This is a genomic window from Pectobacterium parvum, from assembly GCF_020971565.1.
Lineage (GTDB): Bacteria > Pseudomonadota > Gammaproteobacteria > Enterobacterales > Enterobacteriaceae > Pectobacterium > Pectobacterium polare.
This window is the reverse complement of record NZ_CP087392.1, coordinates 3,363,487-3,377,693: the sequence shown is the minus strand read 5'-3', so window position 1 is coordinate 3,377,693 and position 14,207 is coordinate 3,363,487. Positions and strand designations below refer to the sequence as shown.

General features: G+C 53.9%; 15 protein-coding genes. 11 read left to right on the top strand and 4 right to left on the bottom strand.

The genetic code is table 11. The annotated features are described in order from the left end of the window. Positions 1–214: 214 nt before the first annotated feature. The 11 genes from trmJ to sseB all read left to right on the top strand — a co-directional run bounded on the left by trmJ (position 215) and on the right by sseB (position 9,262). Complete coding sequence (trmJ, locus tag LOZ86_RS15180) at positions 215–940, top strand: tRNA (cytosine(32)/uridine(32)-2'-O)-methyltransferase TrmJ (protein WP_039486079.1); 726 nt, start codon at positions 215–217, stop codon at positions 938–940. 104 nt (positions 941–1,044) lie between these two features. After that, on the top strand, positions 1,045–1,539 hold the full coding sequence (iscR, locus tag LOZ86_RS15175; protein WP_039306127.1) for a Fe-S cluster assembly transcriptional regulator IscR: 495 nt from the start codon (positions 1,045–1,047) through the stop codon (positions 1,537–1,539). A gap of 253 nt (positions 1,540–1,792) precedes the next feature. Then, positions 1,793–3,007 (top strand): IscS subfamily cysteine desulfurase, encoded by a 1,215-nt coding sequence (locus LOZ86_RS15170; protein WP_039486081.1) that lies wholly within the window; start codon positions 1,793–1,795, stop codon positions 3,005–3,007. A 24-nt stretch (positions 3,008–3,031) separates the two neighbouring features. Continuing rightward, entirely contained in the window at positions 3,032–3,418 is a 387-nt protein-coding gene (gene iscU, locus LOZ86_RS15165; RefSeq protein WP_005970177.1) for a Fe-S cluster assembly scaffold IscU, read from the top strand. Between the two features lie 80 nt (positions 3,419–3,498). Further along, the gene (gene iscA, locus LOZ86_RS15160) at positions 3,499–3,822 is read left to right on the top strand and encodes an iron-sulfur cluster assembly protein IscA (RefSeq protein ID WP_014916217.1); all 324 of its coding nucleotides are present in this window, start codon (positions 3,499–3,501) and stop codon (positions 3,820–3,822) included. 70 nt (positions 3,823–3,892) lie between these two features. Further along, positions 3,893–4,411 carry a co-chaperone HscB gene (gene hscB / locus LOZ86_RS15155; protein WP_039486085.1) on the top strand — a complete coding sequence of 173 codons (519 nt, stop codon included), beginning with the start codon at positions 3,893–3,895 and terminating at the stop codon, positions 4,409–4,411. A 75-nt stretch (positions 4,412–4,486) separates the two neighbouring features. Next, the gene (gene hscA / locus LOZ86_RS15150) at positions 4,487–6,334 is read left to right on the top strand and encodes a Fe-S protein assembly chaperone HscA (RefSeq protein WP_230242224.1); all 1,848 of its coding nucleotides are present in this window, start codon (positions 4,487–4,489) and stop codon (positions 6,332–6,334) included. A 1-nt stretch (position 6,335) separates the two neighbouring features. Then, on the top strand, positions 6,336–6,671 hold the full coding sequence (gene fdx, locus LOZ86_RS15145) for an ISC system 2Fe-2S type ferredoxin (protein ID WP_039486088.1): 336 nt from the start codon (positions 6,336–6,338) through the stop codon (positions 6,669–6,671). Between the two features lie 21 nt (positions 6,672–6,692). Next, positions 6,693–6,893, top strand: a complete 201-nt coding sequence (iscX, locus tag LOZ86_RS15140; protein WP_010280073.1) for a Fe-S cluster assembly protein IscX — start codon at positions 6,693–6,695, stop codon at positions 6,891–6,893. 214 nt (positions 6,894–7,107) lie between these two features. Further along, positions 7,108–8,415: an aminopeptidase PepB gene (pepB, locus tag LOZ86_RS15135; RefSeq protein ID WP_010307847.1), complete on the top strand. Its 1,308-nt coding sequence runs from the start codon at positions 7,108–7,110 to the stop codon at positions 8,413–8,415. A gap of 52 nt (positions 8,416–8,467) precedes the next feature. Further along, positions 8,468–9,262, top strand: coding sequence for an enhanced serine sensitivity protein SseB (gene sseB / locus LOZ86_RS15130; RefSeq protein ID WP_039486090.1), 795 nt, complete (start codon positions 8,468–8,470; stop codon positions 9,260–9,262). Between the two features lie 34 nt (positions 9,263–9,296). Here the strand turns inward: sseB and LOZ86_RS15125 are convergent, their stop codons facing one another. The 4 genes from LOZ86_RS15125 to LOZ86_RS15110 all read right to left on the bottom strand — a co-directional run bounded on the left by LOZ86_RS15125 (position 9,297) and on the right by LOZ86_RS15110 (position 14,055). Further along, positions 9,297–10,085 (bottom strand): MurR/RpiR family transcriptional regulator, encoded by a 789-nt coding sequence (locus LOZ86_RS15125; protein WP_230242222.1) that lies wholly within the window; start codon positions 10,083–10,085, stop codon positions 9,297–9,299. Between the two features lie 41 nt (positions 10,086–10,126). Beyond that, positions 10,127–10,996 (bottom strand): 3-mercaptopyruvate sulfurtransferase, encoded by an 870-nt coding sequence (sseA, locus tag LOZ86_RS15120; protein ID WP_039486094.1) that lies wholly within the window; start codon positions 10,994–10,996, stop codon positions 10,127–10,129. Between the two features lie 103 nt (positions 10,997–11,099). Then, on the bottom strand, positions 11,100–12,461 hold the full coding sequence (locus LOZ86_RS15115) for a 6-phospho-alpha-glucosidase (protein WP_039486096.1): 1,362 nt from the start codon (positions 12,459–12,461) through the stop codon (positions 11,100–11,102). A 13-nt stretch (positions 12,462–12,474) separates the two neighbouring features. After that, positions 12,475–14,055, bottom strand: a complete 1,581-nt coding sequence (locus tag LOZ86_RS15110; RefSeq protein ID WP_039512941.1) for a PTS transporter subunit EIIC — start codon at positions 14,053–14,055, stop codon at positions 12,475–12,477. Positions 14,056–14,207 lie beyond the last annotated feature (152 nt).

Below are 14,207 nucleotides of genomic sequence, written 5' to 3'. Positions count from 1 at the left end.
ATAGCAGCAGAAAAGTAAAATATCTATACACGTCATTCTTCAAGTTGCATGTGCGTTGGCTACACTCACTCACCCGAATCACTTACTGGAGTAAGCTCATCGGGATTCCTTCATTTACCGCCTTCCTGCAACTCGAATTATTTAGTGTATAAGTTTGTGTTAAGGTATGCCGGTTTCCTTTTCGCACGACTTCCTTTCGCACAATAGAGTACATATGTTAGACAATATTCGCATTGTTCTGGTTGAAACGTCGCACACTGGCAATATGGGATCAGTGGCCAGGGCGATGAAAACCATGGGATTAAGCAAACTTTATTTGGTCAATCCATTGGTGAAGCCTGATTCGCAGGCAATTGCGTTGGCGGCAGGCGCCAGCGATGTTATCGGCAATGCCACCATTGTGGATTCGTTCGATCAGGCGCTCGAAGGCTGTGGTCTGGTCGTTGGCACCAGCGCACGTTCTCGAACCTTACCTTGGCCGATGCTGGAACCGCGCGAGTGCGGCGTGCGCAGCGCGCAGGAAGCGGAACATGCGCCAGTAGCGCTGGTGTTTGGACGTGAACGCGTGGGGCTGACGAACGAGGAACTGCAGAAATGCCATTACCACGTGGCGATTCCTGCGAACCCAGAATACAGCTCGCTCAATCTGGCGATGGCGGTACAGATCATTGCTTATGAAGTGCGCATCGCGCATTTGGATCGCTTACAGGCTGGGCAGCTGGAACATGAAGCGTCGCCATACCCGCTGGTCGACGATCTGGAGCGGTTTTATCAGCATCTTGAACAGACGCTGCTGCAAACCGGATTTATCCGGCCAGCACATCAAGGGCAGGTAATGAACAAGCTGCGTCGCCTGTTTACCCGCGCCAGACCTGAAAGTCAGGAACTTAACATCTTACGTGGGATACTCAGTTCGGTACAAAAAACACACGGCGAATAATACTTGAGTAATTTACTCGGTTAAATAGTTGACTAAAATACTCGGGAATGTCAGACTCACGTTATGTTCTGCCAATACATGTTTTATCTACAGGTACCACTATCATGAGACTGACATCCAAAGGCCGTTACGCCGTTACCGCCATGCTCGATGTGGCTCTGCACTCCCAGGAAGGACCGGTTCCATTGGCGGATATTTCTGAACGCCAGGGTATTTCACTGTCTTATCTGGAGCAGCTGTTTTCACGCTTGCGTAAGAACGGACTGGTTGCCAGTGTTCGTGGCCCAGGTGGCGGTTACCTGCTAGGTAAAAACGCGAATGAAATCGCTGTTGGTATGGTCATTTCGGCCGTCGATGAATCTGTTGATGCAACGCGTTGCCAGGGCCGCGAAGGCTGCCAGGGTGGCGATCGCTGCTTGACGCATACACTGTGGCGCGATCTGAGCGACCGTATTACTGACTTCCTGAATAACATCACGCTGGATGAGCTGGTGAACAATAAGGAAGTACTGAACGTTGCGGATCGTCAGGATGCTGACACGCGTCGCACCGCCAACGGACGTATCCAGGAAACGATCAACGTTAACCTGCGCGCCTAATATACCTTCAACGTGACGAGTACCTTTACTCGTCACGTTTTGCCTTTCTGATAGCCGCATAATCCTGACCACATTGCCCAATGTGGCATTGGCGTTAGTCCGACTGTCACGGCGTGTTCTGACGATAAATTGTTCCAACGATAGCATCGTCAGATTTTTTTTGCATTGGCCCGAGAGGTTGCGGGTATAAACAGCCTGTCAATAAAACAAAACGCATTGTACGTTTTGAAGTGATGCACGGAGTTTATGAGCAATGAAGTTACCTATCTATCTCGATTATTCAGCTACCACGCCGGTTGACCCGCGCGTCGCTGAGAAAATGATGCAGTGTTTGACGTTGGACGGTACGTTCGGTAACCCGGCTTCCCGTTCCCACCGTTTTGGCTGGCAGGCGGAAGAGGCGGTTGATATCGCCCGTAACCAAATTGCTGAACTGGTCGGTGCCGACCCACGTGAGATCGTCTTCACGTCAGGCGCGACCGAAGCCGATAACCTCGCGATTAAAGGTGTTGCTAACTTCTATCAGAAGAAGGGTAAGCACATCATCACCAGCAAGACCGAGCACAAAGCCGTGCTGGATACCTGTCGTCAGCTTGAACGCGAAGGCTTCGAGGTCACTTATCTGGCCCCGCAGCGTAACGGTATTATCGATCTGGCTGAACTCGAAGCAGCAATGCGTGAGGACACCATTCTGGTTTCCATCATGCACGTCAATAATGAAATCGGTGTTGTGCAGGATATCGCTGCCATCGGTGACATGTGCCGTAGCCGCGGTATCGTGTTCCATGTTGATGCCACGCAGAGCGTAGGCAAACTGCCTATCGATCTGAACCAGTTAAAAGTGGATCTGGTGTCTTTCTCTGGCCATAAAATCTATGGGCCGAAAGGGATCGGGGCACTGTATGTTCGTCGTAAACCCCGTATTCGTCTCGAAGCGCAGATGCACGGTGGCGGCCATGAGCGCGGCATGCGTTCTGGTACCTTACCTGTGCACCAGATTGTTGGCATGGGTGAAGCCTACCGCATTGCGAAAGAAGAGATGACCGCAGAAATGGATCGCTTGCATGCGCTGCGCGATCGTCTGTGGAACGGCATTAATGATATTGAAGAAGTCTACCTGAATGGTGATATCGAGCAGGGTGTGCCCAATATCCTGAATGTCAGCTTCAACTATGTTGAAGGTGAATCGCTGATTATGGCGCTCAAGGATCTGGCGGTCTCGTCCGGTTCTGCCTGTACGTCGGCCAGTCTGGAGCCCTCCTACGTGTTACGTGCGCTGGGCATGAATGATGAGCTGGCACATAGCTCGATCCGCTTCTCTCTGGGACGTTTTACCACCGAAGAAGAGATCGACTACACCATCGAGCTGGTGCGTAAATCCATCGGCCGTCTGCGCGATCTTTCTCCGCTGTGGGAAATGTTCAAGCAGGGCGTGGATATCAGCAGCATCGAGTGGGCGCATCATTAATTCACCAGATCGGGGACGACTATCATGGCTTACAGCGAAAAAGTAATTGATCACTATGAAAATCCACGCAACGTGGGTTCATTTGACAACGCCGATCCTTCTATCGGCAGCGGCATGGTCGGCGCGCCAGCGTGCGGCGATGTGATGAAGTTGCAGATAAAAGTCAACAATGAGGGTATCATCGAAGATGCCCGCTTCAAGACATACGGTTGTGGTTCTGCCATTGCCTCCAGCTCGCTGGTTACAGAGTGGGTAAAAGGCAAATCACTGAATGAAGCTGAAGCGATTAAGAACACGCAGATTGCCGAAGAGCTTGAGCTACCGCCAGTGAAGATTCACTGCTCCATTCTGGCGGAAGACGCTATCAAGGCAGCGATTGCGGATTACAAAAGTAAACGCGACGCGCAGTAATCTCTGCGGCTGAACTCGTCGGGGCACCGTTTCTTGCGGTGCCTGATTCCGTCGAGGTGGCGAACGATCGAGGTAACAGTATGTCGATTTCTCTGAGCGAAAGTGCGGCACAACGCGTGAACGCTTTCATCGCAAACCGGGGCAAAGGCCTTGGGCTGCGTCTTGGCGTACGGACATCCGGCTGTTCCGGTATGGCGTACGTGCTGGAGTTTGTTGATGATTTGAACGACGGTGATACGGTCTTTGAAGACAAAGGCGTAAAGGTCATCGTGGACGGCAAAAGTCTGGTCTATCTTGACGGAACCGAGTTGGATTTCGTCAAAGAAGGGCTGAACGAAGGCTTTAAGTTCAATAATCCGAACATTTCCGGCGAATGTGGTTGCGGCGAAAGTTTCAACGTCTGACCCTCTTGGGTAGTGAGCGTGCGATCGGTTAATAGCCTGCGTTGCTACCCAGAACTCCCAGAGTACCACTATGGATTACTTTACGTTATTCGGGCTGCCGATTCGCTATGATGTGGATGGCGGCCTGCTTGCATCCCGTTTTCAGGATTTGCAGCGGCAGTTCCATCCTGACCGTTATGCCGCCAGCCCAGAGCGCGAGCGCATGCTGGCGGTGCAGCAGGCGGCGACGATCAATAACGCCTATCAGGCGCTCAAGCATCCGCTGAAACGCGCGGAATATATGCTGTCGCTGCACGGTTTTGATGTGAACAACGAACAGCATACGATGAAGGACACGGCATTCCTGATGGAACAGCTGGAACTGCGCGAAGAGCTGGACGCGATCTCACAGCGATCGGATGCCGATGAGGCACTGACAGCCTTCGCCGAGCGGTTGCAGGCAACGATCGTTAAGCGCCGTTCGCATATGCGTGATGAACTCGATGATGAGACGTGGACAGACGCCGCAGATACCGTGCGCAAGCTACGCTTTTTAGACAAGCTCCAGCAACAGGTTGAAGAACTCGAAGAACAATTGCTGGACAGATAACTGGTTAATCCGGCGGGTAACCCGATGGTGATTGCCATACCGGGTTTCTCGCCAGCCAATTGATGGAAGCTCAATATGGCCTTATTACAAATTAGTGAGCCTGGCCTTAGCGCCGCACCGCACCAGCGTCGTCTGGCTGTCGGTATTGATTTAGGCACCACCCATTCTCTTGTTGCCACCGTACGCAGCGGTGAAGCTCAGACGCTGGCAGATAGCGACGGGCGCGACTTGCTGCCCTCGGTTGTCCACTATCGTCACGATGGTCACAGCGTCGGTTGGGATGCACGCAACAATGCAGCCCACGATCTGGAAAATACCGTCAGCTCAGTCAAACGCCTGATGGGGCGTTCTCTGGACGATATTCAGCAACGCTACCCGCATTTACCGTATCACTTTCATGCCAGCGATAACGGCCTGCCGCTGATTCAGACGTCGGCTGGCAATCTTAATCCTGTACAGGTATCGGCGGATATTTTGTCCGCGCTGGCTGCGCGTGCGGAAGCGGCGTTAGGCGTGCCGGATGGCGTGGTGATTACCGTTCCTGCCTATTTCGATGACGCACAGCGTCAGGGCACTAAAGACGCGGCACGTCTTGCTGGGCTGCACGTATTGCGCCTGCTGAACGAACCGACTGCTGCTGCCATTGCCTACGGGCTGGATTCCGGTAAAGAGGGCGTGATCGCCATTTACGATCTGGGCGGCGGCACCTTTGATATTTCCATTCTGCGCCTGAGCCGTGGCGTCTTTGAAGTGCTGGCGACGGGCGGCGATTCTGCGTTGGGCGGTGATGATTTCGATCATTTGCTGGCGGAGTGGCTGCGTGAGCAGGCGGGTATTCACGATCGTGACGATCGTCAGTTAGATCATGCCTTTCGCCACGCGGCGGTGAAGGCTAAAGTTGCACTCAGCAGCGCCGAGTCGGTGCGTGTGGATGTTGCTGGCTGGCAGGGTGATATCACCCGCGAGCAGTTTGATTCGCTGATTGCTTCGCTGGTGAAACGCACGCTGCTGTCCTGCCGTCGCACGCTGAAAGATGCGGGGTTGACGCCGGAAGATGTACTGGAAGTCGTGATGGTAGGTGGATCGACTCGCGTTCCGCTGGTACGCGCTCACGTCGGAACGTTTTTTGGCCGTACGCCGCTGACGTCGATCGATCCAGACAAGGTCGTGGCTATCGGTGCGGCGATTCAGGCTGATATTCTGGTGGGCAACAAGCCAGACAGTGACATGTTGCTGCTGGACGTGATCCCGTTGTCGCTGGGGCTGGAGACGATTGGCGGGCTGGTGGAAAAAATCATTCCGCGCAATACTACGATCCCAGTTGCCCGTGCACAGGAATTCACCACCTTCAAAGACGGCCAGAGCGGCATGATGATTCACGTCTTGCAAGGTGAACGCGAAATGGTAGCGGATTGCCGCTCGCTTGCGCGCTTTTCACTGCGCGGCTTGCCGCCGCTGCCTGCCGGTGGAGCTCACATTCGCGTGACCTTTCAGGTTGATGCAGATGGCCTGCTGAGCGTCACGGCGATGGAGAAATCGACGGGCGTCGAGGCATCCATTCAGGTTAAACCGTCATACGGTTTGAGCGATACGGAAATTGCCACGATGATCACCGATTCGATGCTGAATGCGAAAGAAGATGTCGGTGCGCGTCGTCTGGCAGAGCAAAAAGTGGAGGCTTCACGCGTGCTGGAAAGCTTGCAAAGCGCGCTGGTGGCTGACGCAGAGTTATTGAGTAATGACGAAAAAGGCATCATTGTCGCGGCATCCGAACACTTGCATACGATGATGCAGGGAAGCGATCCCGTGGCGATTGAAGCCGCGATTAAAACAGTCGATCAACAAACCCAGGAATTCGCCGCCCGTCGCATGGATGCCTCTATCCGTCGCGCGCTGGCAGGCCATTCTGTGGATGAGGTGTAACATGCCTAAGATAGTCTTTTTACCGCATCAGGATCTGTGTCCTGAAGGGGCGGTTTTGGAAGCGGAACGCGGTGAAAGCATTTTGGAAGTCGCCCTGCGTAACGGTATTGACGTTGAGCACGCCTGCGAGAAATCCTGTGCCTGCACCACCTGCCACTGTATCGTGCGCGAAGGCTTTGACTCGCTGGCAGAAAGTACAGAAGAAGAAGACGACATGCTGGATAAGGCCTGGGGGCTGGAGCCGGAAAGCCGTCTGGGCTGTCAGGCGCGTATCGCCGAGGACGATCTGGTTGTCGAGATCCCGCGCTACACGATCAACCACGCGCGCGAGCATTAATCTGCATAGGGAGTAACCGTTATGGGATTAAAATGGACAGACAGCCGGGCTATCGGCGAAGCGCTTTACGATCAGTTTCCCGATCTCGATCCGAAAACTGTACGTTTCACGGATATGCACCAGTGGATCTGCGAGTTGGATGAGTTTGACGATCGGCCGGACGCCTCCAACGAAAAAATTCTGGAAGCGATCCTGTTGGTCTGGTTAGATGAAGCTGAATAACACGATGACGGGGCTGCCTTTGGTGGCCCGTTTTATTCTCGTGCCAACATTCGTAACATTTGCATGTCATGATGCTCCGTTTATTTGTCTGCAAACCGAGTATTTATAAGCGAAAGCGTTTATAAACACGCATTGATAAGCAGAACGTCTGCAACTATGAACATCACCTGCAAACATGAAAAGTGGCAGGAATACCTATTATCGGAGAAGCACTATGACGAACAATACCATGCTGATTTCACTCTCCACTCAACCTGCTGACGCGCGCTGGGGAGAAAAAGCGACGCTGAGTGTGAATGAGCAGGGTTTTACCATTCATGCAGGGGCGTCCCTGAATGGCAAAGCTGCACTGGCGGTGATCCAACGTGCTGCACGCAAAATTGATGGGCAGGGGATTAAACACGTTAAGTTAGCGGGTGAAGGCTGGGATCTGGCAAACAGCTGGGCATTCTGGCAGGGATATCGCGGGCCGAAAGGGCAAAGAACGGTTGAATGGGCGGAACTGAACGACGCCGATAAGCAAGAGCTGAACGCTCGCCTGAAGATTGTGGACTGGGTGCGTGACACCATCAACCTGCCTGCTGAAGATTTGGGGCCAGAGCAACTGGCGACCCGCGCAGTCGATCTGCTGTGTGACGTAGCCTGTGATGCCGTCAGCTACCGCATCACCAAAGGTGAAGATCTGCGTGAGCAGAATTATGCTGGTCTGCACACGGTGGGTCGCGGTTCTGAACGTCAGCCGGTGCTGCTGGCGCTGGACTATAACCCAACGGGCAATCCGGATGCGCCAGTATTCGCTTGTCTGGTCGGTAAAGGTATTACGTTTGATACCGGCGGCTACAGCTTGAAACCCAGCAGTTCTATGGATTCCATGAAATCGGACATGGGCGGCGCGGCCACCCTGACGGGCGCACTGGCGCTGGCGGCGGCGCGTGGTTTGCAACAGCGCGTGAAGCTGTACCTGTGCTGCGCGGACAACATGGTGAGCGGCAATGCATTCCGACTGGGCGACATCATTCGCTACCGCAACGGTAAAACGGTTGAGGTAATGAACACCGATGCGGAAGGGCGTTTGGTGCTAGCGGATGGCCTGATTGATGCTTCTGAGCAGAATCCACAGTGGATTATCGACTGCGCAACGCTGACGGGCGCAGCAAAAACGGCGCTGGGCAATGACTATCACGCGCTGTTCAGCTTCGATGATGAGCTGGTGGCAGCATTGCAGGAAAGTGCGAAAGAAGAAAACGAACCGTTCTGGCGTCTGCCGTTGGAAGAGTTCCATCGCAGCCATCTGCCGTCCAGCTTTGCGGATCTGAACAACATTGCCAGTGGTGCACACACTGCTGGTGCCAGCACGGCAGCGGCTTTCCTGTCGCACTTTGTGAAAAATTATCAGCAGGGCTGGCTGCACATTGACTGTTCCGCGACGTACCGTAAAGGCGCGGTAGAGCAGTGGGCGACGGGTGCAACAGGGCTCGGCGTACGTACGCTGGCTAACCTCCTGCTGAGCAACGCCAAATAGTCGGTTCAGGCCTTAAAGCGTCGGTTTTTAACGTAATCATGTTGAGGAAAGTATGGAGTTTTCGCCACGTAATAAACTCGAAGAAGTGTTGATTCTGGCTGCAACGGAACCCGCGCATCGTCCTGAGTTTTTCAGTGAACTGATGGAAGCCACGGTGTTTGTGCTGGGCACTACCGATGACGGGGATGAATCCGGTGAGGTGGTGTTGCACGCGGGCAGTAATGTGAACATCCAACACTGGGAAAAAGACGATGGTTCATCCGCCATTCCTTTCTTCTCTTCTCTGGAAGCATTACAGAGCGTGATTACGGAAGAAGCGCCTTTTCTGGCGCTACCGACGCGTTCGCTGTTTGAAATGACGCAGGGCGTCACGCTGTTCCTCAATCCTAAGCTGCCGTATGGCAAAGAGTTTTTGCCACAGGAAGTTGAACATATTCTGTCTGGTGAAAGTAACGGCTTTGTTCAGCAACGCGTTGTTGAAGAAGAGATGCAGGTCATACTGAGCCAGCCAGCCGAGATGCCAGCACAGATGATTGATTCCCTGACGCAGCTATTTACCAAACATCGCCATGTAAAACGCGCGTTTTTGGCGCAGATTCAGGAACCGGGTGAAGAGCAACCGCACCTGCTGATTGGTATTGATGCCGATCAGGATGAAGAAACCATCATCCGTGAAGCGGGCAGCGTCGCCAGCGATACGTTGCCAGATGAGCGTCCTGTCGACCTGTGTCTGGTGAAAGAAGGCGAGCCGGGCATCAGCCACTACATGATTAAGCACTCCACGCCGTTCTACGAGCGCAAGTGGGGGAGTTTCCTGAGGGAATTTAAGGCCACCGGCAACGCCTGATACTGGGTGTCAATTTGATACAGGCAACGGCGGATTACGATTTTTCCGCCGTTGCCTGCAATAGCAGTAAATCAATTAGCATCACCAGATTTGATTCAAATGAGCTAATCTCACCGGCTTCCGCCGCATAGTGAACCGCATCATCGTAGAGCCGGAAGTGTAAATCGGCTAACTCGCCTAACGAATTCAACGACGCGCGGGTAAACGCGATCACCTTCATGCCAATGTTTTTGGCGATACGCGCCTTATCCAATACCTGCTCGGTTTCCCCACTGCGAGAGATGGCGATAAACACCTGATATTTCGGCGCGTTATTGAGAAAAATGCCTCGGCTGTCTCCTAACCCAGAGGAGAAGGCATCTTTCCCCAGCACCTGTAGTTTCTTCGCCAAATATTCGGCAAACAGATGGTAAAACCCCGCGCCGTAGAGGAAAAAGTGGCTTTCCTGCCGCAGGATAGCGCTGAAAGCGGCCCTATCCTGATGGCTAATGTAGGCAAACGTACGCTGATAATTGTCGATAAAATGCTGGAAAGCATCAGGAAGCGAAGCGTCATTGGGCGTAACGACAGGCGAGGGGGCAAGACGTGGGTTGTCCGTGAGCAGCGTTTTGCAGTGATAAATGAATTCACTGTAGCCGCTAAAGCCGATTTTCTGGCATAGCCGCATGATCGTTGCCGTGGAAACATAGGTTTTCTGCGCCAGCTCCCGCACCGTGATTTTGCCTATCAGTGATGAATGTTCGGCGATAAAAGCTAGCACGCGATATTCCGCGCGCGTCAGCGCCTGACCGTGCTGCATTAAGGATGCCAGCCGATTATCCACCTACTACTCCTGACCAACAGGCGCTAAAACACCGAGCGAGATTAATCACGCGCAATGGGAACGTCATCGCGGCTACCCCAATCGCTCCACGAACCATCGTACAGCGTCACATTCGGGACATTTAACTGCGTCAGCGCCAGCACGACGACAGATGCCGTTACGCCGGAGCCACAGCTGGCGACGATAGGACGAGTGAAATCCACACCGTGCTTATGAAGAATGGTTGCCAGTTCGGCATTGGGTTTTAGCGCACCATGACTCACTAAATCGGTCCACGGCACGTTCAGGCTGTTGGGAATATGGCCGCGATGCAGGCCGGGGCGCGGCTCATCCACTTCAGCATTAAAACGCGGAGCGGGGCGAGCATCGACAATCTGTTCTGATTTATCCCGGCAGATGGAAAGCACGTCGTCGCGTGAGCGAATCGCATTTTCATCCAGCGTGGCGTGGAATGTGGTTGGCGTCGGCGTCACATCGCCCTGTTCCAGCGGTAGATTTTGCGCTGTCCAACCAGCGAGCCCGCCGCTCAGGATTGAAAGGGATGTCGCGCCGAAGGTGTGCAGCATCCACCACGCACGCGGCGCGGAGAAGAGGTTGCCTTCATCGTAAATCACCAGATGCTGCTGGTTATCGATCCCCAATTTGCCCATTGCGCGTGCGAAGTCTTCGCGCGTTGGCATCATATGTGGCAGGTCGGTGCTGTGATCGGATAGCGTTTCAATATCAAAAAAAACCGCGCCAGGCAGATGACCTGCGCGGTATTCAGCATGAATATCACGGGTGGCGTTGCCCGGAGGCAACATGCGGGCATCGATGAGCGTGATGCTGCTGTCATTTAGGTGGCTGGCAAGCCAGTCTGCGGAGACAAACCGTTCATGAGAAACGGGCAAATCAGAAGACGATGCTGACATAGATCCTCCACGTTGGGGCCGACGAATTCGACCCCGAATCTATCATTGATGTGCAATGATAGATTCATTGTCAGCGATTTTCCCTAATCCGACAAGTAGCGGATTATTGGGCGATACCGTCTCTATATGCTTGTTTTAATTGCGGCCAGTAATCCTGATTGGCTTCAATCATCTCGTCCAGAATCGCTTTGGCGTGCTGCATCGTTGGCACGGTGCGGTTCAGGGTAAATGCCTGCAAGGCCTTCTCGTAGCTGCCTTCCAGCGTGGCTTCAACCAGTAATTGCTCAGACGCTAACTGCTGCTCCAGCAAGGCGCGATGGAACTGCGGAACATTCCCCATCCGCACGGGCTCTGGCCCTTGGGCGGTGATATAAGCCGGGACTTCCACCATCGCATCGTAAGGCAGATTGGCGATAGCGCCTTGGTTTTCGACGATGACCAGATGGCGCTGACGCAGATCGAACGCCAGCGAGCAGGCGACATCAACGATGAACGAACCGTGCACGCCAACGTGGAACGCATCCGACAGAATACCAGTTTCCTTGTAGCTGGCCGCTGCCGCAAACAGCTTCTTCTCACGCCCGTCCATCACTTCATTGGCGCGCGTGTAGTCAGGATCCTGATGCTCAACGATCTGGTTCGGCATCAGGTAGTACTGCAAATACGGATTCGGTACGAATTCCGGGAAATGATCCATGATCGGTTTGATGTTACGCCAGGTTTTCACCCATGACGGATCGGCGTGCTGCGGATCCGTATCGGCGGCATCGGCGGTCAACAGGCCGTAGCGGGCGATGTGTTCGCGCAGTTCTGGCATACGATCGACACCGTCGACCAGCACGCGGGTAAACCAGCCAAAGTGATTCAGCCCGAAATAGTCGACCGTGATGTCGTGACGATCGACGCCCAGCACGGCCGCAATATTACGCATCGCGGCAACCGGCATGTCGCAGATATTCAGCACGCGGGCGTTAGGTCGCAGACGACGCACGCCTTCAGCAACAATTGCGGCGGGGTTGGAGTAATTGACGATCCACGCTTCTTTATGCGCATAGCGCTCAACCAGATCGATCAGCTCAGCCATCGGCAGAATCGTACGCAGGCCGTAGGCCAGCCCGCCGGGGCCACAGGTTTCCTGCCCGACGACGCCGTGACGTAGTGGGATTTTCTCGTCCTGTTCGCGCATCTTGTACTGGCCGACACGCATCTGGGCAAAGACAAAGTGAGCTCCGGTAAAGGCGGTCTCTGCGTCGGTCGTCACGGTAAATACGATGCTGTCACTGTGGTCGCGAATGACCTTTTCCACCACTGGCGCGATGATGTCCTGCCGTGGGCCGTCAATGTCATACAAACGAATCTCCGCCAGCGGGAAATCCGCGAGACGTACCATCAGACTCTTTACGATGCCTGGGGTATAGGTGCTGCCGCCGCCGGCGATGGTCAGAATAAATGGGGGGTTCGTCATGGTCAGTCTCCTGTTAAAGCGCGTTTTCAACTGCTTCGCGTATCGTTTTGACGTGAAGTCCGTAAACCACCTGTACGTTGTTACCCTGTCGGATAACGGCTTTCGCACCGGTGCTCTTAAGCTGTTGTTCGTCTACCAAAGCGGGATCGATGAGCGTGACCCGCAGGCGGGTGTAGCAGTTATCCACCACCTCGATATTGGGTTTGCCACCCAGTCCGGCGATGATGGTGGCACCCAGAAGTTGGGCATCGCCTTTCACCGCGTCCTGCGTTTTTGCCGGATTCTCGGTCTTGGCCTGATATTCGGTTTTAGAATAAAGTCGTGTCTCTTCCTCATCGGTTTCACGCCCTGGTGTTGGCATGTCGAAGTACAGAATCAGGAAGCGGAAGACGAAGAAGTAAATCACCGACATGGTCAGCCCGACCGCGATGTACATCGGCCAGTTGGATTTCTCTGTGCCCAGCGGCAGGTTATAAAGCAGGAAGTCGATGACGCCGTTGGCACCAATCGCATGCACGCCCATGATGGAGAACAGCATCATGCCTATGCCAGTCAGTACGGCGTGGACGGCAAACAGCATCGGCGCGACGAACAGGAAGGAGAACTCCAGCGGCTCGGTGACGCCCAGTAAGAAAGAGGTAAACGCGGCCGGAATCAGAATGGCTTTGGCGGCCAGCCGTTTTTCTGGCTTCGCTGTCACATACATCGCCAGCGCAGCGGCCGTCAGACCAAACATTTTACTGATACCGCGAGCATCCCAGACCACGGTGGAACTCAGCTGTTTGACGTCCTGACAGGCCATTTCAGCAAAATAGATGTTACGTGCGCCCTGATACAGCTTGCCGCACACTTCTGCGGTGCCGCCCAATTCGGTGTACAGGAACGGGGTATAGACCAGGTGATGCAGCCCAGTGGGGATCAGTACGCGTTCGAGAAAGCCATAAATCGCGATGCCAACAGGGCCCGCACCTTTGATAGCGAAGGCCAGCCAGGTAATGCCGTGCTGAGCAAACGGCCACAGGGCGCTCATCGCAAAGCCCAGCGCAATCGCCAGCGGAATCACCAGAATGGCGACGAAGCAGTGGCCGGAATAGATCGCCATGACACCGTTAAACTGTTTACTGGAATAGCGGTTATACAGATAACCTGCGAGTCCGCCGATCAGGATGCCAGCGAACACGCCCATTTCCAGCACCTGAACGCCCAGCACCATGCCTTGCCCAGCGGGGCGCATTTCTGCGGCGGGTACGAGCTTGCCCTGTAATTGCAGCGTGATGTTCATGGCATTAATGAAGATGATAAACATCACCAGACCAATCAGCGCAGCGTAGCCTTTATCGCGTTTCGCCAGCCCGATCGGGATCCCGACGGCGAACACCAGCGCCAAATTAGCCAGAATTGCCACGGCAGATTTGGAAACCAGTTGACCAAAATCCTGAATCAAGGGGTGATTAAGTAAAGGGACGTAGCCCGCTAAATTGCCGTTACCGAACACATTCCCAAATGCGATGAATAACCCGACAATCGGGAGTATCAGCACCGGCCCATACAGGGACTTGCCGAAATTTTGCAATGCATTGACCGCGCTTTTCATTATCAGCCCTCTTACTGGCCATTATGGTGGGTACAGCAGCAAGGCTAGCAGTGAATGACAAAGAGATTCCAGTTATCTTATTGTTTTAAAAACAAATAACCTATAACGTTACAAGTAACCTTCAGAACTGTGATCGCCGATGATTTGTTACA

Coding starts and splice junctions, on each gene's coding strand:
- iscA (WP_014916217.1), top strand. CDS start 3,499: ATGTCGATTTCTCTGAGCGAAAGTGCGGCACAACGCGTGAACGCTTTC.
- iscX (WP_010280073.1), top strand. CDS start 6,693: ATGGGATTAAAATGGACAGACAGCCGGGCTATCGGCGAAGCGCTTTAC.
- fdx (WP_039486088.1), top strand. CDS start 6,336: ATGCCTAAGATAGTCTTTTTACCGCATCAGGATCTGTGTCCTGAAGGG.
- iscU (WP_005970177.1), top strand. CDS start 3,032: ATGGCTTACAGCGAAAAAGTAATTGATCACTATGAAAATCCACGCAAC.
- LOZ86_RS15115 (WP_039486096.1), bottom strand. CDS start 12,461: ATGACGAACCCCCCATTTATTCTGACCATCGCCGGCGGCGGCAGCACC.
- pepB (WP_010307847.1), top strand. CDS start 7,108: ATGACGAACAATACCATGCTGATTTCACTCTCCACTCAACCTGCTGAC.
- hscB (WP_039486085.1), top strand. CDS start 3,893: ATGGATTACTTTACGTTATTCGGGCTGCCGATTCGCTATGATGTGGAT.
- LOZ86_RS15170 (WP_039486081.1), top strand. CDS start 1,793: ATGAAGTTACCTATCTATCTCGATTATTCAGCTACCACGCCGGTTGAC.
- hscA (WP_230242224.1), top strand. CDS start 4,487: ATGGCCTTATTACAAATTAGTGAGCCTGGCCTTAGCGCCGCACCGCAC.
- iscR (WP_039306127.1), top strand. CDS start 1,045: ATGAGACTGACATCCAAAGGCCGTTACGCCGTTACCGCCATGCTCGAT.
- sseB (WP_039486090.1), top strand. CDS start 8,468: ATGGAGTTTTCGCCACGTAATAAACTCGAAGAAGTGTTGATTCTGGCT.
- sseA (WP_039486094.1), bottom strand. CDS start 10,996: ATGTCAGCATCGTCTTCTGATTTGCCCGTTTCTCATGAACGGTTTGTC.
- trmJ (WP_039486079.1), top strand. CDS start 215: ATGTTAGACAATATTCGCATTGTTCTGGTTGAAACGTCGCACACTGGC.
- LOZ86_RS15110 (WP_039512941.1), bottom strand. CDS start 14,055: ATGAAAAGCGCGGTCAATGCATTGCAAAATTTCGGCAAGTCCCTGTAT.